Annotated in this window: 31 protein-coding genes; 21 read left to right on the top strand and 10 right to left on the bottom strand. The window is 73.5% G+C overall.

Going from position 1 to position 23725, the window contains the following annotated elements:
* The first annotated feature begins 43 nt into the window (after positions 1 to 43).
* From CLT75_RS21740 to CLT75_RS21720, 6 genes are all read left to right on the top strand, one after another.
* On the top strand, positions 44 to 1090 hold the full coding sequence (locus tag CLT75_RS21740; protein ID WP_135242228.1) for a hypothetical protein: 1047 nt from the start codon (positions 44 to 46) through the stop codon (positions 1088 to 1090).
* Positions 1091 to 1169: 79 nt separating this feature from the next.
* Positions 1170 to 1952, top strand: a complete 783-nt coding sequence (locus tag CLT75_RS21735; RefSeq protein ID WP_030272146.1) for an LmeA family phospholipid-binding protein — start codon at positions 1170 to 1172, stop codon at positions 1950 to 1952.
* A gap of 95 nt (positions 1953 to 2047) precedes the next feature.
* Positions 2048 to 2125, top strand: a complete 78-nt coding sequence (locus CLT75_RS33430) for an Ms5788A family Cys-rich leader peptide (RefSeq protein ID WP_311202345.1) — start codon at positions 2048 to 2050, stop codon at positions 2123 to 2125.
* A 204-nt stretch (positions 2126 to 2329) separates the two neighbouring features.
* The gene (locus CLT75_RS21730; protein WP_135242227.1) at positions 2330 to 3178 is read left to right on the top strand and encodes a sulfurtransferase; all 849 of its coding nucleotides are present in this window, start codon (positions 2330 to 2332) and stop codon (positions 3176 to 3178) included.
* The gene (locus CLT75_RS21725) at positions 3178 to 3516 is read left to right on the top strand and encodes a DUF1416 domain-containing protein (protein WP_135242226.1); all 339 of its coding nucleotides are present in this window, start codon (positions 3178 to 3180) and stop codon (positions 3514 to 3516) included. The genes CLT75_RS21730 and CLT75_RS21725 overlap by 1 nt, the downstream gene beginning before the upstream one ends.
* A gap of 112 nt (positions 3517 to 3628) precedes the next feature.
* Positions 3629 to 4480, top strand: coding sequence for a hypothetical protein (locus tag CLT75_RS21720; RefSeq protein WP_135242225.1), 852 nt, complete (start codon positions 3629 to 3631; stop codon positions 4478 to 4480).
* 2 nt (positions 4481 to 4482) lie between these two features.
* Here CLT75_RS21720 and CLT75_RS21715 read toward each other — a convergent pair whose 3' ends face one another.
* From CLT75_RS21715 to CLT75_RS21705, 3 genes are all read right to left on the bottom strand, one after another.
* The gene (locus tag CLT75_RS21715; RefSeq protein ID WP_135242224.1) at positions 4483 to 6558 is read right to left on the bottom strand and encodes a glycogen debranching N-terminal domain-containing protein; all 2076 of its coding nucleotides are present in this window, start codon (positions 6556 to 6558) and stop codon (positions 4483 to 4485) included.
* Complete coding sequence (locus CLT75_RS21710; protein ID WP_135242223.1) at positions 6555 to 6944, bottom strand: SCP2 sterol-binding domain-containing protein; 390 nt, start codon at positions 6942 to 6944, stop codon at positions 6555 to 6557. Before CLT75_RS21710 ends, CLT75_RS21715 begins: the two co-directional genes overlap by 4 nt.
* A gap of 73 nt (positions 6945 to 7017) precedes the next feature.
* A complete protein-coding gene (locus tag CLT75_RS21705) occupies positions 7018 to 7380 on the bottom strand; it encodes a DsrE family protein (RefSeq protein ID WP_135242222.1) in 363 nt (120 codons plus the stop codon).
* Positions 7381 to 7403: 23 nt separating this feature from the next.
* On the opposite strand from CLT75_RS21705, the gene mtfM reads away from it, so the two are divergent.
* Positions 7404 to 7508 (top strand): small membrane protein MtfM, encoded by a 105-nt coding sequence (mtfM, locus tag CLT75_RS33425; protein ID WP_013288813.1) that lies wholly within the window; start codon positions 7404 to 7406, stop codon positions 7506 to 7508.
* Between the two features lie 55 nt (positions 7509 to 7563).
* Complete coding sequence (locus CLT75_RS21700) at positions 7564 to 8154, top strand: heme-binding beta-barrel domain-containing protein (RefSeq protein ID WP_120572922.1); 591 nt, start codon at positions 7564 to 7566, stop codon at positions 8152 to 8154.
* Positions 8155 to 8230: 76 nt separating this feature from the next.
* Here CLT75_RS21700 and CLT75_RS21695 read toward each other — a convergent pair whose 3' ends face one another.
* Positions 8231 to 9082, bottom strand: a complete 852-nt coding sequence (locus CLT75_RS21695) for an aminotransferase class IV (protein WP_135242221.1) — start codon at positions 9080 to 9082, stop codon at positions 8231 to 8233.
* Positions 9083 to 9150: 68 nt separating this feature from the next.
* On the opposite strand from CLT75_RS21695, the gene CLT75_RS21690 reads away from it, so the two are divergent.
* From CLT75_RS21690 to CLT75_RS21675, 4 genes are all read left to right on the top strand, one after another.
* Positions 9151 to 9582 carry a Fur family transcriptional regulator gene (locus tag CLT75_RS21690; protein ID WP_135242220.1) on the top strand — a complete coding sequence of 144 codons (432 nt, stop codon included), beginning with the start codon at positions 9151 to 9153 and terminating at the stop codon, positions 9580 to 9582.
* A complete protein-coding gene (gene ygfZ, locus CLT75_RS21685; RefSeq protein WP_135242219.1) occupies positions 9579 to 10688 on the top strand; it encodes a CAF17-like 4Fe-4S cluster assembly/insertion protein YgfZ in 1110 nt (369 codons plus the stop codon). The genes CLT75_RS21690 and ygfZ overlap by 4 nt, the downstream gene beginning before the upstream one ends.
* A 112-nt stretch (positions 10689 to 10800) precedes the next feature.
* Positions 10801 to 11643 (top strand): beta-keto acid cleavage family enzyme, encoded by an 843-nt coding sequence (locus CLT75_RS21680; protein WP_135242218.1) that lies wholly within the window; start codon positions 10801 to 10803, stop codon positions 11641 to 11643.
* 94 nt (positions 11644 to 11737) lie between these two features.
* Complete coding sequence (locus CLT75_RS21675; RefSeq protein WP_135242217.1) at positions 11738 to 12697, top strand: asparaginase; 960 nt, start codon at positions 11738 to 11740, stop codon at positions 12695 to 12697.
* Between the two features lie 113 nt (positions 12698 to 12810).
* Here CLT75_RS21675 and CLT75_RS21670 read toward each other — a convergent pair whose 3' ends face one another.
* On the bottom strand, positions 12811 to 13608 hold the full coding sequence (locus tag CLT75_RS21670; protein ID WP_486485242.1) for an alpha/beta fold hydrolase: 798 nt from the start codon (positions 13606 to 13608) through the stop codon (positions 12811 to 12813).
* Positions 13609 to 13721: 113 nt separating this feature from the next.
* Between CLT75_RS21670 and CLT75_RS21665 the strand changes: the two genes are divergently transcribed.
* The 5 genes from CLT75_RS21665 (at position 13722) to CLT75_RS21645 (ending at position 17143) form a co-directional block, all read left to right on the top strand.
* Positions 13722 to 14348, top strand: coding sequence for a helix-turn-helix domain-containing protein (locus tag CLT75_RS21665; RefSeq protein WP_135242215.1), 627 nt, complete (start codon positions 13722 to 13724; stop codon positions 14346 to 14348).
* Entirely contained in the window at positions 14345 to 15124 is a 780-nt protein-coding gene (locus CLT75_RS21660) for a hypothetical protein (RefSeq protein ID WP_135242214.1), read from the top strand. The genes CLT75_RS21665 and CLT75_RS21660 overlap by 4 nt, the downstream gene beginning before the upstream one ends.
* A 71-nt stretch (positions 15125 to 15195) precedes the next feature.
* Complete coding sequence (locus CLT75_RS21655; RefSeq protein WP_013288803.1) at positions 15196 to 15510, top strand: DUF2516 family protein; 315 nt, start codon at positions 15196 to 15198, stop codon at positions 15508 to 15510.
* Positions 15507 to 16394, top strand: coding sequence for an alpha/beta fold hydrolase (locus CLT75_RS21650; RefSeq protein ID WP_135242213.1), 888 nt, complete (start codon positions 15507 to 15509; stop codon positions 16392 to 16394). The genes CLT75_RS21655 and CLT75_RS21650 overlap by 4 nt, the downstream gene beginning before the upstream one ends.
* A gap of 11 nt (positions 16395 to 16405) precedes the next feature.
* Entirely contained in the window at positions 16406 to 17143 is a 738-nt protein-coding gene (locus CLT75_RS21645; RefSeq protein WP_135242212.1) for an alanyl-tRNA editing protein, read from the top strand.
* A 259-nt stretch (positions 17144 to 17402) separates the two neighbouring features.
* Here the strand turns inward: CLT75_RS21645 and CLT75_RS33420 are convergent, their stop codons facing one another.
* Positions 17403 to 17615, bottom strand: a complete 213-nt coding sequence (locus tag CLT75_RS33420) for an ABATE domain-containing protein (RefSeq protein ID WP_486485241.1) — start codon at positions 17613 to 17615, stop codon at positions 17403 to 17405.
* Positions 17616 to 17659: 44 nt separating this feature from the next.
* Between CLT75_RS33420 and CLT75_RS32720 the strand changes: the two genes are divergently transcribed.
* On the top strand, positions 17660 to 17740 hold the full coding sequence (locus CLT75_RS32720) for a VOC family protein (RefSeq protein WP_357210556.1): 81 nt from the start codon (positions 17660 to 17662) through the stop codon (positions 17738 to 17740).
* Between the two features lie 4 nt (positions 17741 to 17744).
* Here CLT75_RS32720 and CLT75_RS21635 read toward each other — a convergent pair whose 3' ends face one another.
* Positions 17745 to 18416 (bottom strand): DNA polymerase beta superfamily protein, encoded by a 672-nt coding sequence (locus CLT75_RS21635; protein WP_135242211.1) that lies wholly within the window; start codon positions 18414 to 18416, stop codon positions 17745 to 17747.
* A gap of 76 nt (positions 18417 to 18492) precedes the next feature.
* On the opposite strand from CLT75_RS21635, the gene CLT75_RS21630 reads away from it, so the two are divergent.
* Positions 18493 to 19407 (top strand): SDR family oxidoreductase, encoded by a 915-nt coding sequence (locus CLT75_RS21630; RefSeq protein ID WP_135242210.1) that lies wholly within the window; start codon positions 18493 to 18495, stop codon positions 19405 to 19407.
* Here CLT75_RS21630 and CLT75_RS21625 read toward each other — a convergent pair.
* Positions 19398 to 20390 carry a helix-turn-helix transcriptional regulator gene (locus CLT75_RS21625; protein ID WP_135242209.1) on the bottom strand — a complete coding sequence of 331 codons (993 nt, stop codon included), beginning with the start codon at positions 20388 to 20390 and terminating at the stop codon, positions 19398 to 19400. The genes CLT75_RS21630 and CLT75_RS21625 overlap by 10 nt on opposite strands.
* Positions 20391 to 20430: 40 nt before the next feature.
* Here CLT75_RS21625 and CLT75_RS21620 point away from each other — a divergent pair, with 40 nt between their 5' ends.
* Both CLT75_RS21620 and CLT75_RS21615 read left to right on the top strand, forming a co-directional pair.
* Complete coding sequence (locus CLT75_RS21620) at positions 20431 to 21222, top strand: EI24 domain-containing protein (protein WP_135242208.1); 792 nt, start codon at positions 20431 to 20433, stop codon at positions 21220 to 21222.
* 1 nt (position 21223) lies between these two features.
* Entirely contained in the window at positions 21224 to 21742 is a 519-nt protein-coding gene (locus CLT75_RS21615; RefSeq protein WP_135242207.1) for an O-acetyl-ADP-ribose deacetylase, read from the top strand.
* Here the strand turns inward: CLT75_RS21615 and CLT75_RS21610 are convergent.
* Complete coding sequence (locus tag CLT75_RS21610) at positions 21735 to 22640, bottom strand: GNAT family N-acetyltransferase (protein WP_135242206.1); 906 nt, start codon at positions 22638 to 22640, stop codon at positions 21735 to 21737. The two genes, CLT75_RS21615 and CLT75_RS21610, sit on opposite strands and share 8 nt — an antisense overlap.
* 62 nt (positions 22641 to 22702) lie before the next feature.
* Complete coding sequence (locus CLT75_RS21605) at positions 22703 to 23710, bottom strand: LacI family DNA-binding transcriptional regulator (protein WP_135242205.1); 1008 nt, start codon at positions 23708 to 23710, stop codon at positions 22703 to 22705.
* Positions 23711 to 23725 lie beyond the last annotated feature (15 nt).

Below are 23725 nucleotides of genomic sequence, written 5' to 3'. Positions count from 1 at the left end.
CCGGGACCTCCGCCGAGCCGCCCGGGTCTGGCACGATCGGGGCGTGTTTCCCTCCACCTCGCGCGACACCGGTCGTGAACCGTGGGCCGACGACCCGTCCGCCGGGCCGTCCGGCCCCGCCCGTGGCTACCCGCCCGCCCCGCGTACCGGCCCCGCCGACGAGGGTGACCGGCCGGAACGCAAGGGCCCGCGCCGACTGCGCAAGGGCGGCCCCGGCCGGCGTCCCGACGACGAGTCCGACGAGGAGCCCGAGGAGGAGGTGCCGCCGGTCCCGGTACGCCGCCCCCTGGCGCTCACCGTCGCCGGCTTCGCCGCGCTGCTCGGCGTCGGCCTGGTGCTGGGCGCGCAGACCTCGGGCCCGGGGCACCGGCTGCCGTTCGCCGTGATCATCTTCGGCGTACAACTGCTGTTCGTGCTGGCCTGGACGATGGCCATGCGGCCGCCGGCGCTGCTCGTCGTCGCCCTCGTCAGCGCCGCGACGGCGGTGATCGCCGACGTCGCCGCCGTGCAGTCGGACATCGCCGGCCTGGCCCCGCTCGGCTACGCCGCCGCGGCCGGGTTCCTGCTCGCCGTGCTGGGACAGCTCGTACGGCGGGTGGACCGGGTCCGGGTGACCGACTCGCTCGGCGGCACCCTGCTCATCGTGGTGGGTGTGGTCGCCTTCGCCACGCTCGTCGTGCTCAGCCGGATCCCCAAGGGCACCCAGGCGATCACCGTCTGCCTCACCGCCGCCGGGGTGGCGTTGCTCGTCGCCCGGCTCACCGACGCGATCGCGCCGTGGCCCCGGCTCGCCCCGCAGGTGCCGCGCGGCGCGGCGGGCGTGGTCGTCGGCGCCATGCTCGGCACGCTCACCAGCGCCGTGCTCGGCAGCTACCTGGTCGGTTTCACCCCGACCAGCGCCGCCCTGGTCGGGGTGGTCAGCGCGGCCACCGCCGTCCTGGCCGACCTCGCCGTCGGGTATGCCGAGGCGGGCCGGCTGATGGCCGGTGAACCGCCGACGATGTGGGTGGCCCGGCACATGCAGGGGCCCCTGGGCGGGTTCGCGCTGGCCGCGCCCGCCGCGTACGCCATGTGCGTGCTGTTCCTCTGACGCGGTTGGGGAGGATTCGCCTCGGGTAAGTACGGTTGCGCCGCGAGGCGCGGTGACGGCGGCGAGGACGGGAGGCGGCGTGGCAGAGGCGTATCCGGCGGAGGGTCGACCCCGGCGACGGGGCCGGAAGGTGCTGATCGGCTTCCTCGTCCTACTGCTGGTGCTGGCCGGGCTGCTCGTGGTCGCCGACCGGGTCGCCGCCGGCGTGGCCGAGCGCGCCATCGCCGACCAGGTCCGGCAGGAGATCGCCAAGCAGGACGCGCAGTCCGCCGCGCCGCAGGTCGAGGTGGGTGGCTTCCCGTTCCTCACCCAGGTGCTCGACGGCCGGTACGAGCGCATCTCGATCCAGCTCACCGACGTACGCGGTGACGTGCAGGGCGACGCGGTCGAGGTGCCGAAGCTCGACGTGGACGCGCGCAACGTGACCGCCTCGCTGGACACGCTGCGCTCCGGCCGGGGCGACGTGGTGGCCGAGAGCGTCGACGGGCGGGGCACCGTCACCTACGAGAGCCTGGCCAAGCTGCTGGACCGTCCCGGGCTGACGCTGGGCGAGCGCAACGGCAAGCTGGCCGTCACCGCCCCGGTGGACGTCCTCGGCATCAAGCTCACCGTCAACGGCACCGCCGACGTCACGGTGGCCGGCAACAAGGTGGCGCTGCGCTTCAACGACCTCACCGCAGACGGGCTGCCGAACGTGCCGCTGGCCCGGGCCGCGCTGACCCGGTACGCGCAGGGCATCTCGATCGACGTGCCGCTGCCGGAGCTGCCGTTCCAGCTCAACCTGCGCAAGGTGGAGCCGAAGCCGGAGGGCCTGGTGGTCACGGCGGACGCGGCGAACGTGCCCATCAACTCCGCCGGCTGAAAGCCGCACGCGGCCGGTCCGGGGAGCGGGCCGGCCGTCCCGGATGCTGGTCGGCCTGGTGGCACCTGTCGCCTCGGCTGGTAATCTCCCTGCCCATGGGGACCCTCCTCACCAAACGGCGCGCGGTCGACCTGTGCCGCGTGGCCACCTGCCTGTGTCGCCCCGTCATCTGACGGCGGGGCTGTCTCCGGCCGCCTGAACGGCGGCCACCAGGGTCCACGAACCTTCTCCGGTTCCCCTCCCCAACGCCCGGCAGCGGCGCCGTCGCACGTACCCGTGATCCGTTCCTAGCTCAGGGTCCGCGTGTGGTGCGACAACCATCGACATCGATCTCCACGCGCAGGCTCACCAAACCATCCTCACCAGGGAGTGATCTGATGAGTCGCGACACCGCACTCGTCTCGGCCGAGTGGGCCGAGAAGAACCTCGGCGCCCCGGGCGTCGTCTTCGTCGAGGTCGACGAGGACACCTCGGCCTACGACACCGGGCACATCGCCGGCGCCGTCAAGCTCGACTGGCGTACCGACCTGCAGGACCAGGTCCGCCGGGACTTCGTCAACAAGACCCAGTTCGAGGCGCTGCTGTCCGACCGGGGTATCGCCAACGACGACACCGTGATCCTGTACGGCGGCAACAACAACTGGTTCGCCGCGTACGCGTACTGGTACTTCAAGCTCTACGGCCACGGCGACGTCAAGCTGCTCGACGGTGGCCGCAAGAAGTGGGAGCTGGACGCCCGTCCGCTCGTCACCGACGTGGTGGAGCGGCCGAAGACGCAGTACGTCGCGCAGGAGCCGGACACCTCGATCCGCGCGTTCCGCGACGAGGTGGTCGCCGCGATCGGCACCAAGAACCTGGTCGACGTGCGCAGCCCCGACGAGTTCGCCGGCCGGCTGCTCGCCCCCGCCCACCTGCCGCAGGAGCAGGCGCAGCGGGCCGGCCACATCCCGACCGCGATCAGCGTCCCGTGGTCCAAGGCGGCCAACGAGGACGGCACGTTCAAGTCCGACGACGAGCTGCGCAAGATCTACGCCGACGCCGGGCTGGACGACAGCAAGGAGACGATCGCGTACTGCCGGATCGGCGAGCGCTCCTCGCACAGCTGGTTCGTGCTCCAGGAGCTGCTCGGGCACCGCAACGTGAAGAACTACGACGGTTCCTGGACCGAGTACGGCTCGCTCGTCGGCGTGCCGGTGGCGCTCGGCGACGAGCCGGGGGAGGCCTGATGACCGCCGCCTCCGCCGCCTCGACGGCTGCCGCCGGCTGCGCCGCGCCGGACCAGTCCGCCCCCCTCCCGGCGAGCCTGGACTTGGAGAAGGAAACCGTCATCACCGGCCGCGTGCTGGCCGAGTCCGGTGAGGTCGTGCCGGGCGCGTACGTGCGCCTGCTCGACTCGACAGGCGAGTTCACCGCCGAGGTGGTGACGTCGGCGGCCGGGCAGTTCCGGTTCTTCGCCGCGCCGGGCTCGTGGACGCTGCGGGCGCTGTCCCGCCACGGCAACGGTGACACCGCCGTGGCCGCGGCCCGCGGGATCAACGAGGTGACCGTCTCGGTCGCCGCCTGACCCACGCTCTGATCGTGGCCCGCCACCCACCCGGGTGGCGGGCCACGAGCCGTTCCGGGCGGGTGTCCGAGGCGCGGCCGGGCGCCTCGCGGACACGTGACACCATGGCCGGGTGACTGCCGTCGAGACGGGTTACGCCCCGCCCACCCCGCCCGGCCGGCCCGGACCCGGCGGCCGACGCCGGCTGCGCTGGCTGGCGGTCGCCACCGTGGCGTGGGCCGTGCTGCTCGCCGGTCTGACCTGGTGGTCGGTACGCACCGACGCGCCGACGGTCAAGGAGCAGCGCTCGCTGGACCAGGCCGGCCCGGTGGTGGACCGCGCGATCGGTGAGCTGACCGCCGCGGTCGGCACCGCGGGCGTACCGGCGCTCCTGCCGGACCGCCTGAAGCGCGGCTGCCGGATCACGCCGATGGACGACGGCGCGACGCTGGAGCGCGGCGTCGAGGTGGCGATCGGCGGCGACGACGTCCGTGAGGTGCTGCGCGGCATCGCCGACCGGCTGCCGTCGGGGTGGCGGGCCGGCGTGTCGACGCTCGACGGCGAGCCGCTGCTGCGCGCCGACGCGGGTGAGTTCGTCACGGTCGAGGGTCGGGCCGGTGGCCCGGGCCGGGTGCTGCTCACCGCCGGCACCGGCTGCCGCCCGGCGGGCTCCGGCTACCGGGCCCCGTCCGCCGACGCCGCCGCCGAGTCGGCCGTGCTGGCGTCGGCGCTGGGCCGCTGGGGCGGCGCGACCGGGCCGGTCCAGGTGCTGGCCGCGCCCTGCCCGGGTGGCGGGACCGTCCGCACGGCCCGGTCCGAGGCGGCAGTGCCGGCCGACCGGTCGCTGGCCGCCGCGTTCGGCGCCGGCGCCGCGCCGGTGGTGGACTCGGCCGACGCGTACGCACGCCCGGGCGACCCGGCGGTGCTGGCGCAGCGGGCCGGTGAGCGGGTCCGGGTGGCTGTTACCACGCCCTGCCGGGCCTGACGTCAGCCGCCGGGCAGGGTGAGCGCCGGTGGCGCCGGCTGTTCGTGCGGCTCCCGGCTGCGTCCCAGCGCGTCCACCCGGCCCCAGCGGCCCGGGATGTCGAGCAGTTCCACGCGGCCCATCCCGGGCGGTACGGCCGGGTCGATGATCAGGTGATCGCCCTGCGGTTCCAGTCCCAGGATCACCCGGAGCAGCAGCAGCGGTGTGCCGGCGGACCACGCCTGCGGGCTGCCTGCGGTCGGGTACTCCACCGGATAGTCGGTGAGGGCGCGCTCGTAGCCGGCGAACGCCTCGGGCAGCCGCCCGTCGAAGTAGTGGGAGGCGCTGAGCATCGCGTCGCAGATCTGTCCGGCCTCCTGCCGGAAGCCGTACCGCCACAGCCCCCAGGCGATGATCGAGTTGTCGAACGGCCACACCGTGCCGACGTGGTAGCCGACCGGGTTGTACCGGCCCTGGTCGTCGGCGAGCGTGCGCACGCCCCATCCGGAGAACAGGCGCGGGCCGAGCAGGTGAGCGGCGACGGCCGGGGCCCGGGACTCGTCGACGATGCCGCTCCACAGCAGGTGGCCGATGTTGGAGGTGAGCGCGTCCACCTGCCGCCCGCGCGGGTCGAGTGCCAGCGCGTAGTACTCCCGGTCCGGTATCCAGAAGTCGCGGTTGAACCGCTCCTTGAGCGCCGCCGCCTCCTGTTCCAGCCGGTCCGCGTACGCCGGATCCCGCCAATGGGTGCGGGCCAGGCGGGCGCCGCGCATCTTCGCGTCGTACGCGTACCCCTGGAGTTCGCACGTGGCACGGGGGAACTCGGGCATCCGCCCGTCGGCGTAGGAGATGGCGTCCGGCGAGTCCTTCCAGCACTGGTTCGGCAGCCCGGTCTCCGGGTTCCGGGACATGTACCAGACGTAACCGGCGCCGAGCAGGTCGCCGTACGTGTCCAGCCAGGTCAGCGCCGCCCGCGTCTCGTGTTCCAGCTTGCGCACCAGGTCGGCGTCACCGGTCCACCGCTCGTACTCGTCGAGCAGGATCACGAACAGCGCCGTGGTGTCTGCGGCGCCGTAGTACGGCGAGTGCGGCTGTTCCTCGAAGCCGGCGGTCTCGCCGTAGCGCAGCTCGTGCAGGATCTTGCCGGGCTCCTCGTCCCGGAAGTCGTCGACCCGGCTGCCCTGGAGACCGGCGAGCATGACGATCGTGGGCTTGACCATCTCGGGCAGGAACGGCAGCACCTGGAGCGAGGTGAAGATGCTGTCCCGGCCGAACAGCGTCATGAACCAGGGCAGGCCGGCGGCGAGCAGCCGGGCGCCGAGCGTGATCGACTCGTACCGGAGGGCGGCCAGGTCGTTGAGGCTGCGCCGGTACGCCCCGGCGAGCGGCTCGCAGTCGCAGCCGAGCTTCGGCGCGCGGCTGATCAGGTCGCTCTGTTCCGCCTCGATGTCGGCTGCCGTCCGCTGGCCGCCCAGTGGCAGGATGGCCCGGATGTCCTCGCCCCGGGCGCCGTAGATGACAGTGTCGATGTGCAGCCGGGTGGTCCACTCACCGTGCGGAGCGACCCGGATCCGGAAGGTCATCCCGTCCGTGTCCACCTCGGCCGGCGCGCTGCTGGTGACCAGCGTCTCGCGGTGGAACGCCTTCCGGCGATAGGTCAGCCGCAGGCCGTCCTTCTCCACCGTCGGCGTGGTGCGTCCCTTCTTCTGCCGCTTGTTCTTGATCTCCAGGAGGTCGGCGAAGTCGGAGCCGATGTTCAGCCGGAGGTGGAACTCCTTCTCCTGTGCGGAGTGGTTGAGCACTGTCAGTTCCTCGTCCAGGCTGCCGCCGATCGCCCGGCTGCGGATCACCGAGACGTTCGCGTCCAGATAGTGCGTCGGCTCGCCGGGGACCAGGAAGAACCGCGTCTTGTACGACAGCGAGTCGTCGATGGAGAGCGCGTGCAGGGGTTCCCCGTCGAGGGTGAGGATCCAGGTGGAGAGGAACCGGGTGTCGAAGGAGAACAGCCCGGTGGGGAAGTCGTACGACGGTTGGATGTTGCCGCGATCGTCGCTGACCAGGAACGTGTTGCCGTCGAGGATGCTGACCCGGTCCTTCACGCCAGCCGCCGGACGTGGTCGCGGGCGGCGTCCCGCGGATCCCGTACGTCGGGCCGGGTCGGCAGGAACCGGCGGAACGCCAGGAACAACACGACGTGCCCGCTGAACGTGGCCTCGTTGCGCAGCACCGCGGCCATGCCGGCCTCCCGGCCGGTGACCAGCTTCTCGAACAGTTCGGTGGAGAGGGTGAGCACGCCGTCGGCCTGCCCCTGCTCCTCCCGGCTCACCTGGGCCGATCCGGGTGCCAGTCGCACGTACCAGTGCTCGGTTCGGTTGCCGTCGGCCAGGTCGATCTGGAGCGTGCCGCCGATCGGGCTGTTCAGCACCGACGCGGCGCGCGCCGGTAGCGACGCGAAGAACTGCTGGATCGCCTCACTCACGTTCACATGGTAGGCGTAATCCGGACATGTCGGGTCAGGATCGGCTCACCGGTCAGAGTGGACGACCCGGGCGGGCCGCTCAGTAGACGAGCGCCTGCGCGCCCTCCGCCATCGCCTCCTCGACGAACACCGCGGCGCCCGCGATGCGTACGCCGGGGATGACGTCGCCCGGCCCGATGTCCCGCCGGGCTGCGCACTGGGTGCAGGCGGTCACCCGGCCCGTGGTCAGGACCACGTGCAGCAGTTCGCCGAGCGGCGCGGAGTGCGGCAGCTCGAACGTCTCCGCCCGCCCGGGCAGTGCGAACCAGGTGGATTCGCCGGTGAGCCAGAGCGACACGTCCACCCCGGCCGCTGCTGCGGTGGAGGCGACGGTGAACGCCTGGGCGCAGCGTTCCGGTGAGTCCGCGCCGGCGGTGGCCTTGACGACGAGAGTGCGCGCCATGACGCCAGCATAGGATGGCCCGGATGGTTACCGAGATCGGGTTCGTCAGCCTGCTGGTCGCCGGCCTGGGCGCGCTCGCCGGTGGCCTGGTGTACGTCGCGGTCCGCATAGCTAGAGGTAAATGGTGAGCGCGAGGAGTGAGCCGGTTTTGCGAGCCCCGCAGTCGCGAACGAAGGTGGCGCTGTGAATAGTGAGAATCCGCTTCAGCCGCCGTGGTTGAACGCGCCGCCGGTCGACCCGTACCCGTACGAGGAGAGCCACGACCTGCGCGTCGGCCCGAAGCTGCACCCGAGCCTGGACGGCCTGCTGCCGTACGTCGGGGTGTGGCGCGGCCGGGGCCGGGGTGGGTTCCCGACGATCGAGGACTTCGACTACGCGCAGGAGATCCGGATCAGCCACGACGGCCGGCCGTTCCTGTTCTACGAGTCGCGGGCGTGGATCCTGGACGAGCAGAGCCGCCCGGTCCGTCCCGCCGGTCGTGAGGTGGGCTGGTGGCGTCCGGTGCTCGACGGTGAGCGGGTGACGGACGAGCTGGAGGCGCTGATGACCACGCCGACCGGCGTGATGGAGCTGCACATCGGCAAGCGCAAGGGCACCCAGATCGAGTTCGCCACCGACGCGGTCGTGCGTACCGCCACGGCGAAGGAGGTCACCGCAGGTGCCCGGCTGTTCGGCATCGTCGAGGGCGCCCTGCTCTACGCGCAGGAGATGGCCGCGGTGGGCCAGCCCTTGAGCCCGCACCTCTCCGCCCGCCTGACCCGGGTGGCCGGCTGACCTTCCCCTTTCTTCGCTCCGGCGATCATGAAGTTGACGGCGGTCCCTGCCCGATTTGCCGCCGCCAACTTCATGGTCAACGGGGTGGGGGGAAGTTCAGGAGGGTCTGGATGCGCTGGGTCACCGGGGAACTCGGGCGGGGAATGCCGTCCAGGGTCGTGATCTCCACCGGGCCGCGCAGCGAGCTGGTCAGCCAGATGGCCTCGGCCTCGTGCAGGTCGGCGACGGTGGGCAGGTGCTCGTCTGCGGTCAGGCCCAGCTCTCCGGCGCGTTCCAGCAGATGGCCGGCGGTCACGCCGGGCAGGATCCCGGTCTGTGCCGTCGGTACCGTGAGGAGACGGCCGCCACTCAGCCACACCACGTTCGCCGTGGGGCCCTCCAGCACGTAGCCGTCGGTCGAGACCCAGAGCACGTCGTCCACGCCGGTCCGTTGCGCCCAGCGCCGGGCCGCGGTGCTGAGCGCGTACGAGGTGGACTTCACACCGCCCGGCAGCCACCCCAGCTCCGGGCGGGACCGGGCGGCCACCCCGAGCGGCAGCGTGGCCACCGTCACCCCGGTGCGCCGGGGCGCCCGGACGGACTCCGGCACCTCGCCCAGCGTGGCGTACACCGTGGGTGGCCCACCGCCCTCCGGTCCGCGCGTGCAGACCAGCCGCAACGCGCCCTCGGTCTGCGCGGGCCAGCCGGCGCGCACCGTGTCCAGCAGCTCGACGAGCGCGGCCTCAGGGGGCAGCGGCAGGTCGATCGCCGCCGCGCCAGCCCGCAGCCGGGCCAGGTGCGGCTCCAGCAGCCAGGGGCGGCCGTTCCGCAGGTGCAGCGTCTCGAACAGGCCGTCGCCGTGCAGGACACCCCGGTCGTCGCCACGCAGCACCGGCTCACCCGCCGGTACGATCCCCCGGCCGAGCACCGCCACCCGTGTCGTACCCATTGGCGAAGCGTAGTGGCGTACCCCCGGCGGCGGGCCGGCCCGCGCGGCGGCCGAACTATGATCGAAGGGTGTCCGAATCCTCCCTCGCGGAAATGCTCCGCTCGCGCGGGCTGCGGCTGACGGCGCAGCGGCAGCTGGTGCTCCAGGCCGTCCTGGATCTGGGGCACGCCACCCCGGAGCAGGTGCACACCGCGGTGCGCGAGGTGGCGGCCGGCGTCAACATCACCACCATCTACCGCACGCTCGAGCTACTGGAACGGCTCGGCCTGGTCACGCACACGCACCTGTCGCACGGCTCGCCCACCTACCACGCGGCCGGTGAGCACCAGCACGTGCACCTGGTGTGCCGGGAGTGCGGGGCGATCGACGAGATCGCCCCCGAGATGCTCCGCCCGCTCACCGACCAACTGGCCGAGCAGCGCGGATTCCAGGTCGACATCGGGCACGTCGCGCTCTTCGGGGTCTGCGGCCGGTGCGCACAGGACGGGGAACGCACATGATCGACATCGCGGGCGCGGTGACCACCGACGCCATCGACGACAAGACCCGGGACCAGCCCGAGCCGGCCCACCGGGCGGCCGGGGTCGGCCCGGTAGCCGCCCACTACGGCGACCCGATGCGCGAGCAGCGGCTCCTGGCCACCGGCGTGGGCCTGGTCGACCGCTCGCACCGGGGCGTGGTCGCGGTCCCAGGCGAGGAACGGATCAGCTGGCTGCACACGCTCACCAGCCAGCACCTGGCCGCGCTGGCCCCCTGGCAGGGCACCGAGCTGCTGGTGCTCTCCCCGCACGGGCACGTCGAGCAGCACGCCATGGTCGCCGACGACGGCGAGACCACCTGGCTCGACACCGAACCGGGGATGACCGAGGGCCTGCTGTCATACCTGGAGAAGATGCGGTTCTTCAGCAGGGTCGACCCGCGCGACGCCACCGCCGACCACGCGCTGCTGTCGCTGGTCGGTCCGGAGGCGCAGGGCGCGCTCGACACGCTCGGCGTCACCGGGCTGGCCGCACCCGACGTAGCAGCGGTGCCGGGTCCGAAGTTCCGTTCCGGCGAGCTGCCCGCGCGGCCCTCCGTGGTGTACGACGTCAAGCCGCTCCCCGTCGGCGGCTGGGCCCGGCGGGTGGCGCTCGGCGTCGACCTGCTCGTGCCCCGGGCCGCCATGGACGGGGTGGTGGCGGAACTGCGCGGCGCCGGGGTGCCGGTGGCCGGGCTGTGGGCGTACGAGGCGATCCGGGTGGCCGCCAAGCGGGCCCGGGCCGGCGTGGACACCGACCACCGGACGATCCCGGCCGAGGTGGACCTGATCGCCCCGGCCGTGCACCTGGACAAGGGTTGCTACCGGGGGCAGGAGACGGTCGCCCGGGTGCACAACCTCGGCAAGCCGCCCCGCCGGCTCGTCCTGCTGCACCTCGACGGCGTGGCGAGCGACCAGCCGCCGGTGGCCGGTACGCCGGTGACGCTCGACGGCCGGACGGTCGGCTTCGTGGGCACCGCCGTGCAGCACTACGAGCTCGGTCAGGTGGCGCTCGCCGTGCTGAAGCGCAACACGCCCGACGACGCCCGCCTGCTCGTCGGCGAGAGCGCCGCCGCCATCGACGTGTAAGGAAGGGCTCCCTATTAACGCCTCCGGTAGAGGAAGGGTCCCTTCTTGACGCCGCCCGCACCGGAAATCCTCCGGTCGACCCGGCGTCGGGTGCCGGTCTAGGATCCGGGGCATGACGACAGGGACGTTGATCACGGTTGCCCCCACCGGCGCGGAGTCGGCGAAGGCGGAGGTGCCGGCGCTGCCGGTGACGCTCGACGAGCTGCTGCTGACCGCCAAGGAGTGCGAGGCGCTCGGCGCCGCCGTGATCCACGTCCACATCCGTGACGACGACGCGCGGCCCACGCTCGACCAGGGGCGGCTGCGCGACACGGTGGCGGCGCTGCGGGAGAGCACCGACCTGATCGTGCAGCTCTCCTCCGGCGGCGCGGTGACCGACCCGGAATCGGCCCGGCTGGCGGTGCTCGACGCCGCGCCGGACATGGCCTCCTGCACCATGGGCACCGTCAACTTCGGCGACGACGTTTTCCTCAACAGGTGGGAGTTCATCGTCGACCTGCACACCCGGATGCAGGAGCGGGGCGTCGTCCCCGAGTACGAGATCTTCGACCTGGGCCACCTCACCGCCCTGCAGCGGCTGCTCGGCAAGTACGGCCTGCCGCACGGCGGGCACGTGCACGTCGACTTCGTGATGGGCGTGCCGGGTGGCATGCCGGGCACCACAGCGACCCTTGTCGCGGCCCAGCAGATGCTGCGTGACCTGCCCGAGGGCACCACGTTCGCGGCCACCGGCATCGGGCGCAGCACCATCCCGGTGATGCTGGCCTCGCTGTCGACAGGTGGTCACCTGCGGGTCGGCATGGAGGACACGGTCACGTACGCGAAGGGCCGCCCGGTGGAGTCCAACATGCAGCTCGTCGCGCGGGCGGTGGGCTTCGCCCAGCTCGCCCAGCGGCCTCCGCTGACCACCGCCGAGGCCCGTACGCTGCTCCGCGTCCCGGCTACCGTCCGGTAAGCGGCGCACCCCGCTCCGACCCCGTACCGCCCCGGTCGACGTCGCAGGTCACCCCGCCGCCGACCGGGTCCGTCCCCTCGGTACCGTCCATACCGTGGGAAAAACGTACGAGGGCGGCGTGCCGCTCGCCGAGGTGGTCCGGTCCAGCTTCGTGGAGGGCGTCCACCGGGGTTCCGTGGTGGTGCTCGACGCCGCCGGTGAGCCGGTCGCCGGGGCCGGCGACGTCACCTCGCCGATCTTCCCCCGCTCGTCGAGCAAGCCGATGCAGGCGATCGGCATGCTCCGGGCCGGCCTGCCGCTCACCGACCCGGCCGACATCGCGCTCGTCGCGGCCAGCCACGCCGGCGAGGAGTTCCACGTCGAGCGGGTGACAGCGCTGCTGCGCGACGCCGGCCTGACCGAGGAGGCGTTGCACTGCCCGCCGGACCTGCCGTTCGGCGAGGCCGCCCGGGAGGCGGTGCTGCGCGCCGGCGGCGGCCCGGCCCGGGTGCTGATGAACTGCTCCGGCAAGCACGCCGGCATGGTGCGCACCTGCCTGGCCGCGGGCTGGCCGCTGGACGGCTACTGGCGGCCCGAGCACCCGCTCCAGCAGTGCCTGACCGCCACGATCGAGGAGTTCACCGGCGAGCGGGCGGCGGCGGTCGGGGTGGACGGCTGCGGCGCGCCGGTGCTCGCCGTCTCGCTGACCGGCCTGGCGCGGGCGTTCCTGCGGCTGGTCGAGGCCGAGCCGGGCACCGTCGAGCGGACGGTGGCGGACGCGATGCGGGCGTACCCGGAGCTTGTCGGCGGCACCCAGGCGGAGGACACGCGGCTGATGCGCGGCGTACCCGGTCTGCTCGCCAAGATCGGCGCGGAGGGTGTGATCGCGGCGGCGATCCCGGAGGTCGGCGCCGTGGCCCTGAAGATCGACGACGGCGCCGCGAGGGCCCGCACACCCGTCCTGACCTCGGCCCTGGCGCGCCTGAACGTGCGCGCCCCCATCCTCACCGAGTACGCCGAGCCACCCCTGCTGGGCGGCGGCCTCCCGGTAGGAGCCATCCGCCCCCTCTGGTAGCCCCGCCCTCTACCCCCGGCGATCTTGCACTTGCTGCCCCGGCAAACCGCCCATCCCGGGCACCCCGAGGGCCGCAAGTGCAAGATCAACGCGGCAAAGGGAGAGGGGGAAGGTCAGGCAAGGAAGGGCAGGAGGGCGGCGTTCGCCTCGGCGGGGCGCTCCAAGGGGAGCAGGTGGGCCGCGTCGGGGACGTCCGGCATGCGGACGCCCTGGGGTGCCTCGTCGGCGATGCGGTCGGCCAGTCGGCGGATGTCGGCCAGGTCGTCGGCGCCGGTGCCGACCAGCACCGGTACGCGCAGCTCGCCCAGCCGGTCGATGGCCGGCGGGTCCAGCTCGCCCACCTCGATCGCGCTGAGCGCCTGCTCGGCGGCGAGCGCCCGGCGGTCCATCTCCTCGGCGAACCGGATCAGCTCCGGGTCGACGTCCTCCGGGCGGCGGGTCGGGCCGACCACCCAGAACCGCACCTCGCCGGCGGCGGTGGCGGCGAAGTCCTCCGGGTCCACGTCGCCGACCAGCTCCTCCCAGAGCTGCTCGGTCTCCTCGGACCACTCGTTGCCGGAGACCGGGGCGCCGAAGAGCGCCAGCGCCGAGACCCGCTCCGGGTGGGCGAGCGCGGTGTCCACCGCGACCCGGCCACCGAACGAGCAGCCGACGAGCGCGGCCCGCTCGATGCCCAGCGCGTCGAGCAGCCCGACCACGTCGTCGTGGTGGGCGAACGGCGTGGTCGGCAGCTCCGACTCGCCGTAGCCGCGCAGGTCCAGTGCGATCACCCGATGCTGCTGCGCGAGCGCCGGGATCTGCCCGCGCCACATCCGCCGGTCGGCGATGCCGGCGTGCAGCAGCACCACGGCGGTGCCGGTGCCGCTCTCGTCGTACGCGAGCTGGGCACCGTTGATATCGATCTTGGTCACGGGGGAGAACGGTACGGACCGGACATGGCCTCCGCAACCCACCTTCGGTGACCCTGCTAACTCTGGCTAGCGTTTTGCTTGCAGGAGTTAGCGGCTCGAGCTAGCGTTGAGTCATGGCCACCAGCAAGGACCTTCCCGATGTCGGCGGGTTCATTCGCGACCTGCGGCGCAACGCGAAGATCTCACTGCGCCAGCTCGCCGAGCAGGCGGGCGTCAGCAATCCCTACCTGAGCCAGATCGAGCGCGGGCTGCGCAAGCCGAGTGCCGAGGTGCTCCAGCAGCTCGCCAGCGCGCTTCGTGTCTCCACCCCGGCGATGTACCTGCGTGCCGGGCTGCTGGACGACAAGGAGGGCCAGGGCGTGCTCGCGGCGATCGCCGTCGACCCCGAGCTGACCATGGCCCAGAAGCAGTCGCTCACCCAGATCTACGAGACGTTCCGGCGCGAGAACGCCCGCCTGGCCGAGGCGACCGAGGCGGCGGAGACGGCCGAGAAGGCCGCCGCGACCGAGCCGGCCACCGCGCCGGAGGCGCCGGCGACGGTGGCGGCGGCCGCGACCGGTCCGGTCACGCCGGAGGGCACGCCGACCGAGGCGGTCCTCGAATCGGTAGCCGTCACCGAAGCGGGTGCCGCGCCCGCCCCGACCACCGCGCCCGCCCCGACCACCGCCGCCCCGCAGGACACGACCGCCCGCCGGGCGGCCCGGAAGGCCGCCGGTGCGGCCGAAGAGGAGCAGTCATGACCACCCAGCCGAAGACCAACCGCATCCCCGCACCCCTCTACGCCGCCGCCGGCGCCGGTGAGCTGGCCCTGGAGCAGCTGCGCAAGCTGCCGACAGTGGTCAGCGGCCTCGGCACCCGGGTCGTGACCGACCTCGGCGGCAAGGCCGTGGTCACCGGCTTCGAGCTGCGCCAGAAGGCCACCGAGACGCTGAAGACCGCCAACCAGACCGCCACCGGGCTGCGCGAGCGCGCCGTCGCCACCGACCTCGACCAGCTCCGCGAGGCCGCCAACCTGGAGAAGCTGCGCGAGGCGGCGAACCTGGAGAAGCTGCGCGAGGCGACCAACCTGGACAAGCTCCGCGAGGCCGCCACCCGCAACGCCGCCGTCGTGGTGGCCGGGGCGCACGCCGCGCAGGAGCGCGCGCTGGCCGCGTACGCCGAGCTGGTGGCCCGCGGTGAGCGCGTCGTCGGCGTCGGCGTGCTGGAGGCCGCCGACACGGTGAACGCCGACATCGAGGCCACCGAGGCGACCGGCACCGAGGTAGCCCCGAAGACCGAGATCACCCCGAAGCCGGAGACCGCGCCGAAGGCCGCCGCGACGACCGAGGTGCCCAGCCCGGCCGAGGTGGCCGAGGCGGTGGCCGCCAAGCCGGCCGCGGTGAAGCGCACCCGCGCCACCAAGGCGACCGCGACCAAGGCCGTCGCCAAGACGACCGCCACCAAGGCGACCAAGCCGGCCACCCCGTCGGCGAAGCTGCCGAAGGCCACGAAGCGGACCCGCCCGGCCGCCGAGTGACCTGATGCTCCACCGGACCCCGGACAACGTCTTGTCGGACGTTTCCGGGGTCTCGGCATAAGCTTGCCCCCATGGCCATCGCCGCGCCGATCTTCGCGTTCGCAGTCCAAGACGTGATCCAGCTGATCCTGCTCGTCTTCGCCCTGGTCGTACAGGGAGTGGCGCTGGTGCACGCGGTCACCCAGCGCGGCGACGGTTTCGCCGCGCTCGGCACGCTGCCCAAGGGCGGCTGGGTCGCCATTCTGGCGGTCTGCCTGCTGCTGACCCTGCTCGGATTCGGCCCGATCAGCCTGTTCGGACTGATCGGCATCGCCGCCGGTCTCATCTACCTGCTCGACGTGCGGCCGGGTCTGCGGGATCTGCACGACGGCCGAGGGTCCTGGTGAGAGGTTTCCGCTGGCCTCCGCCGCCGGACGGCGGTCCCCGCACCTGGGGGCCCGGCCCCGGCGCGCCCCGGACCGGGCGTCCCGCGCTGCCCGAGCCGGAGACGGAGCTGGTCGCCACCCCGCATGGGGTGAGCCTGGAACGGCTGGTCACCGGCACCGGTGACCCGGTCACCGTGTTCGCGCACGGGCTGGGCAGCGGCATCGCCACCACCCGTCCGTTCGGCAGCGGCGTCGCCGGGCGGCGCATCTTCTTCCAGTTCCGCGGGCACGGCCGCTCCGACTCCCCGCCCGGTCCGTGGAGCTACCTGGACCTCGCCCGTGATCTGCGCGCCGTCGCCGACCTGGGCGGCGCGACCCGGGCGTTCGGCGCCAGCCTCGGCGCGGGCGCGCTGTGCCGGCTGCTCGCGGAGAGCCCGGAACGCTTCGAGCGGCTCGTCTTCTTCCTGCCCGCCGTGCTGGACGAGCCGCGCGGCGAGGTGGCCCGCGCCCGGCTCACCGGCCTGCTCGACGCGGTGGCCGAGGGCGACGCCTCGGCACTGGCCGACGCGGTGTCGCTGGAACTGCCGCCGTCGGTGCGCAACACCCCGGCCGGGTGGGCGTACCTGCGGCAACGGCTCGACCAGCTGCTGCGCGACGGGCTCGCGCCGGGGCTGGCCGACCTGCCCGCCCAGGCCCCGCTCGACGACGCCGGGTCGCTCGCCGCGGTCACCGCGCCGGCGCTGGTCATCGCCGCCGCCGAGGACGACCTGCACCCGGTCGCCGTCGCCGAACGGCTCGCCGCCGCGCTCCCGAACGCCACACTGCACGTTTACGACAGGCCCGGCGTGCTCTGGACCGAGCGCGCCGACCTGCGGGAGCGCGTCTCGGAGTTCCTCAACGGGTAACGTCGCCGTCCATGGGCGTCACACACCACGGCCGTACGCACCGGCTCGACCTCGCGGACCCGACCCTGCGCGAGTGGACCTGCCGGGTGCTGGAGGCCGATCCCGAGCAGGGCATCGTGCTGGACCGGTCCGCGTTCTACCCCGGTGGCGGCGGGCAGCCGCCGGATCACGGGGTGCTGCTCTGGCAGGGCGTACAGACCCGGATCGTCGGCACCCGCAAGGGCGACGACCTGTGGCTGATCCCGGCCGAGGGTGACCCGGTACCGCCGGTCGGCACCGAGGTGGCCGGCGCGGTGGAGGACGCCCGCCGGACCATGCTGATGCGTACCCACTCCGGCCTGCACGTGCTCTGCGGCGTGGTGTTCCGCGACTTCGGTGCGCTCGTCACGGGCGGCAACATGGAGCCGGGCGAGGCGCGGATGGACTTCAACCTCCCCGAGGTGCCGCCGGACTTCAAGGCCCGCATCGAGGAGCTGGTGAACGCCGAGGTGGCCGCCGACCGGTCGGTGGCGGTGCGGGTGCTGCCGCGCGCCGAGGCGCTCGCCCTGCCGGACATCATCCGTACCCAGTCGAACCTGATCCCGCCGGAGGAGCAGGAGGTGCGGATCGTCGACATCGTCGGGCTGGACGTGCAGGCAGACGGCGGCACGCACGTCGCCTCCACCGCCCAGATCGGCAAGGTCCAGGTGGTCAAGGTGGAGAGCAAGGGGCGGGCCAACCGCCGGGTGCGCGTACGCCTGGCGGACTGAGTCAGCCGGGCGCGCGCCGGGACCGCAGCGCGCGCCTTCTGCCGGTTGCCGCAGCGTTCCATCGCGCACCAGCGGCGCTGCCCCGGCCGTGAGGTGTCCACGAAGACCAGTCGGCAGTCGTGCGCGCCGCACTCCCGGATCCGGTCCGCGTACGGGCCGGTGAGCAGGTCGACCGCGTCCCGGGCGAACGTCGCGACCACCTGCGCGCCGGTCAGCGGCGTACGCCAGGACCGGCTGCCGTCGGGACCGGCCTGCGGGCTCAGCGGCAGCCCGGCGCGGCGTCGTTCACCACCGCCAGGTCCGCGGCGGGCGGGGTCTCGTCGTGGGTACGCGCCTGCGTCACCCGCCAGAGCGCGTCGCGCAGCCGGCGGGCGGCGGCCAGGTCGTCCGCGTCGACGGTGACGGTGGCGGGGTCCAGGCGCAGCCGGGACACGGCCAGCCAGCCCGCGAGGTCGTCCGGCCGGTGCAGCACCTCGTAGCGGGCGAACGCGCCCGCTGACCGCGCTCGGCGCGACGGTGCTGGCCGAGGTCGCCGACCGGGGCAGCGAGCACACCACGATGGCCGACCCGGAGGGCAACGAGTTCGACGTGCAGTGACCGCTCAGCGCGGCAGGTGCGCCGCCCGGACGGCGAGCAGCCAGCGTTCCACTGTCTCCTCGTCCGGGCGCTCCGGCAGCGGCGATCGGGTCCGGTCGAACTCCGCCTCGGCGGCCGCCACCAGGGCCTGCGCCTCGTCCAGCGCGCCACCGGCGACCCGTTCGCCGAACGCGCGGAACCACTCCGGGTCGGCGAGGCGGATCTCCAGTACGCCTGTCGCGTACAGCGTCCGGCCCTGGTGCAGCAGCCGGGCCAGGTGCCGGGCGTGCTTCGCCGAACGCCGTCGCCCGCCGCTGTCCGCCGGGGCGGTGGTGAGCTTGCGGAACTGCTGCGAGGCGTACCCGAGGTAGGCGTCGCGGACCCGGGGCGCGCTGAGGAACGCCGAGCGGATCGCGATCAGCTCCTCGCCGAATCCGGTACGTGTCTCGTAGCAGTCCTCGGGCAGCCACATCAGCTCGGTGGCGGTCGGGTTGCCGCTCAGCGCCAGCAGCGCGTACTTGCGGGCCTCGTGCAGCGTGACGTCCGGGTCGGTGGTGACCACCGACTCGCGGGGCGGGCGCAGGCCGTGGAACGCGACTGTGGGCGCGGCGAACACGCCGATCCGGTCGGTGTCCGAGCCGGGGCCGGCCAGCCCGTACGCGACGGAGCCGACGATCCCGGACAGCAGCAGGTGCATACCGATGATGATCGCCCATCCCGTTCTCCGGGGAAATCGGACTTCCGCTGTCAGGTATCGGTGACACGGTGATCCCATGAACTCACCACTGACCGGAACTGTCGCGCTCGTCGCGGGCGCGACCCGGGGCGCCGGCCGGCAGATCGCCGTGCAGCTCGGCGCCGCCGGAGCCACCGTCTACGCCACCGGCCGCACCACCCGCGAGCGCCGCTCCGAGATGGACCGGCCGGAGACCATCGAGGAGACCGCCGAGCTGGTCACCGCCGCCGGGGGCACCGGGATCGCCGTCGCTGTCGACCACCTCGACCCCGAGCAGGTACGCGGCCTGGTCGAGCGGATCGACGCCGAGCAGGGCCGACTGGATGTGCTCGTGAACGACGTCTGGGGCGCGGACCCGCTGATCACCTGGGAGAAGCCGGTCTGGGAACAGCCGCTCGACGCCGGTTTCCGCACGCTGCGGCTGGCTGTCGACACGCACATCATCACCAGCCACTTCGCGCTGCCGCTGCTGATCCGCAACCCTGGTGGCCTGGTCGTCGAGGTCGGCGACGGCACCAAGGAGCACAACGACAGCGAGTACCGCCTGTCGGTCTTCTACGACCTGGCGAAGGTGTCGGTGAACCGGCTCGGCTTCAGCCAGGCGCACGAGCTGGCCCCGCACGGCTGCACCGCCGTCTCGCTCACGCCCGGCTGGCTGCGCTCGGAGGCGATGCTCGAACACTACGGCGTCACCGAGGCGAACTGGCGTGACGGCGCGAAGACCGAACCGCACTTCGTCATGTCGGAGACGCCGGCGTTCGTCGGGCGCGCGGTCGCCGCCCTGGCCGCCGACCCGGACCGGGCCCGCTGGAACGGCCAGTCGCTGGACAGCGGCGGCCTGGCCCAGGTGTACGGCTTCACCGACGTCGACGGCAGCCGCCCGCACTGGGCCCGCTACTACGAGGAGGTGGTCAAGCCTGGTAAGCCGGCCGACCCAGACGGCTACCGCTGACCGTCGGACGGCGGATCGGTGTAGAGCGCCGCCGCGCGGCGGGTCGCCTCGGCGAAGCGCGCCCGCAACTGCGGCGGCGCCAGCACCTCCACCTCCGGGCCGAGCGCCAGCAACTGGGTGTACGCCACGCCCACCGACTCGACAGGCAGCCGCAGCACCAGCCGGCCCTGCTCGTCCGGCGGCCCGGCCGCGTCCACCGCCTCGGTGTAGACGAACGGCGCGTCCACCAGGTGCCGCAGCGCCCGCAACCCGGCCGGGCCGAGCCGCACCGTCACCCGCTCCCGCAGCAGTTCGCGCAGGAACGCGCCCGCCTGCTCCCGCCAGTACGCCCCGAGGTCGAAGCCCTCGTCCCGCTCGAAGCCGTCGGCGCTCACCTCGACCGCCACCACCCGGTCCACCCGGTACGTCCGCCAGCCGTCACCGACCCGGCCGACCAGATACCAGACCCCGTTCTTCAGCACCAGCCCGTACGGCGCCAGCGTGCGGGTCACCTCCCGGTCCCCGCGCCGGTAGCGCAGCTCGACCATCAGGTCCCGCCAGACCGCCCGGGCCAGCTCGGCGAGCGTCGGCGGCGGCGTGGTCTCCCGGAACCAGCCGGGCACGTCCAGGTGGAACCGCTGCCCGGTACGGGCGGGCGCGTCCCGCAGGCTCGGCGGCAGCGCGGCGAGCACCTTCAGCTCGGCGGCCGCCACCGAGTCGGCCAGTCCCATGTCCCCGGCGGGTCCGGGCAGCCCGGCCAGGAACAGCGCCTCGGCCTCGTCCCGGCTCAACCCGGTCAGCCGGGTCCGGTAGCCGCCGAGCAGCCGGTAGCCGCCGGCCCGGCCCCGGTCCGCGTACACCGGGACACCGGCGGCGGAGAGCGCCAGCACGTCCCGGTAGACGGTCCGCTCGGACACCTCCAGCTCGCGGGCCAGCTCGGCGGCGGTCATCGTCTCCCGCGACTGGAGCAGCAGCACAAGCGAGATCAGCCGGGACGCACGCACAGGCCCATTGTGGTGCACCGGGAGATTAGGCTGTGCCGTCGTGAACGCCTCCCGTACCGTCGCGCCGGTCACCGGCGCGGCCACCCGCTTCCTCGGCGGCGCCGGGCTGCTGCTGCGCGGCTTCGGCATGTACGTCCGCAGCCCGAAGCTGATGCTGCTCGGCGTGATCCCGGCGCTGATCACCGGCGCGCTCTACGTGGCCCTGTTCGCCACGCTGCTCTACTTCGTGGACGACGTGGCGGGCTGGCTCACCCCGTTCGCCGACGACTGGTCGTCGCCCTGGCGCGGGCTGCTGCGGGTCGCCGCCGGGCTGGCGGTGGTCGGGGTCGCCGGGCTGGTCGGGGTGCTCACGTTCACCGCCGTCACGCTCGTCATCGGCGACCCGTTCTACGAGGCGATCTCCGAGCGGGTCGAGGACCGGCTCGGCGGCACCCCCGGTGCCGTGGACGTGCCGTTCTGGTCCTCGCTGCGACGCAGCCTCGCCGACTCGCTGCGCCTGGTGGCGCTGTCCGCGCTGATCGGCGTACCCCTGTTCGCCGCCGGTTTCATCCCGGTGGTGGGACAGACGGTGGTCCCGGTGGTCGGCGCCCTGGTGGGTGGCTGGTTCCTGGCGCTGGAGCTGGTGGGCGCGCCGTTCTACCGGCGCGGGATGCGGCTGCCGGATCGGCGGGCGCGGCTGCGCGCCGACCGGCCGACGGCGCTCGGTTTCGGGGTGGCGGTCTTCCTGTGCTTCCTGATCCCGCTCGGCGCGGTGCTGGTCATGCCGGCCGCCGTTGCCGGGGCCGCGCTGCTGGCCCGCCGGTCGCTGGGCCAGCCCGTCGAGGAGAGCTGAGATGGACACCGTCCTGATCGAGGGGGACATCACCGCGCAGCAGGTCGACGCCATAGTCAACGCCGCGAACTCGTCGCTGCTCGGTGGCGGGGGAGTGGACGGCGCGATCCACCGGCGCGGCGGCCCGGCGATCCTGGAGGAGTGCCGCGCGCTGCGCGCCTCCCGCTACGGGCGCGGGCTGCCGACCGGCCAGGCCGTCGCCACCACCGCCGGCAACCTGCCCGCCCGCTGGGTGGTGCACACGGTCGGCCCGGTCTTCTCGCCGCGCGAGGACCGCTCGGCGCTGCTGCGCGACTGCTACGCCAACAGCCTGCGCGTCGCCGACGGGCTGGGCGCGACCCGGATCGCGTTCCCGCTGATCTCCGCCGGGATCTACGGCTGGCCGGTCGAGGACGCGGTGGCGCAGGCGCTGACAGTGCTGCACGCGGCCACCCCGGCGCACGTCACCGAGGCCCGGCTCGTGCTGTTCGGCGGCGACACCTACGCCACGGCGGTGCGGGTGGCCGCCGGCCTCAGCTGAGCGTGCGCCGGCACGACCACTGGCTGTCCACGGGCCGGTAGCCGAGCCGGGTGTTGACCGCCAGCATCGGCGCGTTCACCTCGTGGTTCGAGGTGTACGCGGTGCGAGCCCCGCGCGCCGCCGCACGGTGAAGCGCGGCCTGCTTGGCCAGCCGGGCCAGCCCGCGCCCCCGGTACGCGGGCAGCGTGCCGGTGAAGTCCGACCACATCCGCTCGCCGTCCCGCTGGACCAGGGTGAGCGCGACCAGTTCCCCGTCCACCTCGGCGAGTGTGCTCGCCTCCCGGTCCAGCCCCGGGCTGTCCCAGCACTCGTGCCGCCACAGGTCGAAGCCGAGCGAGTCCGTCGGCACGTCCCCCGGCTCGTCCCGGGACGCCTCGGCGTCGACCCGGTGCACCAGACGCGGGTCGAGCCCGGCGGCGGACACCAGCCGTACGCCCGGCGGCGGCTGCGGCATCGGTGGGGCCGTGCTCAGGTCCAGCGCCGAGTAGCGCACCTCCCGACTGGGCGTGAAGCCGTGCCGCTGCGCGAACGGCAGCGACTCGGTATGCGCGTAGGTGAGCACCTCGGTGGACCCGAGCGTCAGCAGGTGCCCGAGCGCGGTGTCGAACAGCGCCGCGCCGGTGCCATGACGGCGATGCGCCGGGTGTACGTGCAGCAGGGAGATCATCCCCACGCCGGGCGTCGAGGTCTGCGTGTTGCGGTACGCCGACGCCCAGCCGACGACCTCGCCGTCCGCCTCGGCGACCCAGGCCGCCCAGTCCTCGCCGGGCGGCGGTTCGGCGATCATGCGGCGGGTCGACTCGACTCCGCGCACCAGATAGGGGAAGACGAGCGCGCGCAACGCCACCACGGCGGGCGCGTCGTCGGGGCGGGCGGGACGGATCTCGGCTGCACTCATCCGGCGGACCCTAGCCCCGCCGCCACCCGCGCCGCGACCGGATAACCAGCGCGACCGGATGATCAGGCGGACTCGCGCAGCACCAGCTCGGTCGGCAGCACCAGCGCCTGCTCGACCTGCTCGCCCGCGGCGATGCGCAGCAGTTGCCGGGTCATCGACCGGCCCAGCTCCACTATCGGCTGCCGCACCGTGGTCAGCGGCGGCTCGGTGTACGCGGCCGTCTCGATGTCGTCGAACCCGATCACCGCCACGTCCTCGGGCACCCGCCGCCCGGCCTCCCGCAGTGTCCGCAGGGCGGCGTGCGCCATCAGGTCGGAGGCGGCGAACACGGCGTCCAGCTCCGGGTCGGCGGCGAGCAGTTCGCGCATCGCGGCGGTGCCGGACTCCCGGGTGAAGTCGCCGTACGCGACCAGCTCCGGCAGCCCGGCCTCGGTGATCGCGGTGCGGTAGCCGATCAGCCGTTCGATCCCGGCGACCATGTCCTGCGGGCCGGCGATGGTGGCGATCCGCCGCCGCCCGCTCGCGATCAGGTGCCGGACCGCAGTGCTCACGCCGCCCTCGTGGTCCACGTCCACGTACGGCACGTCGGCGCCGTCGAGCGGCCGTCCGCTGCACACCACCGGGATGCCGAGGCGGGCCAGCCGGCCGGGCAGCGGGTCCTCGCCGTGCAGCGAGGCGAACAGCACCCCGTCGACGTGCCGGCCGGTGGTATACCGCTCGACCCGTTCGTGCCCGGCCGGCGAACCGGCGAGCATCAGCACGAGCTGCTTGTCCGCCGCCTCCAACTCCTGTGCCGCGCCCCGGATGATGCCCGGGAACACCTGGTCGTCGGAGAACACCCGGGTGGCCGCCTCGGGCATCACCAGCGCCACCGAGTCGGTTCGCTGGGTGACCAGGCTGCGGGCGGCGAGGTTCGGGACGTACCCGAGTTCCTCGACCGCCCGGCGTACCGCCTGCCGGATCGGCTCGGCGACTGTGGTCGAGCCGTTCACCACCCGGGACACGGTGGCCCGGGACACGCCGGCCAGCCGGGCCACCGCCTCCAGGGTCGGTCGCTGTGCCGTCGTCATCCCCGTAACCACCAC

It is taken from the genome of Micromonospora sp. CNZ285 (genome assembly GCF_004637285.1).
The sequence above is the reverse complement of the archived record's forward strand: the minus strand, read 5'-3'. Positions and strand labels throughout refer to the sequence as shown.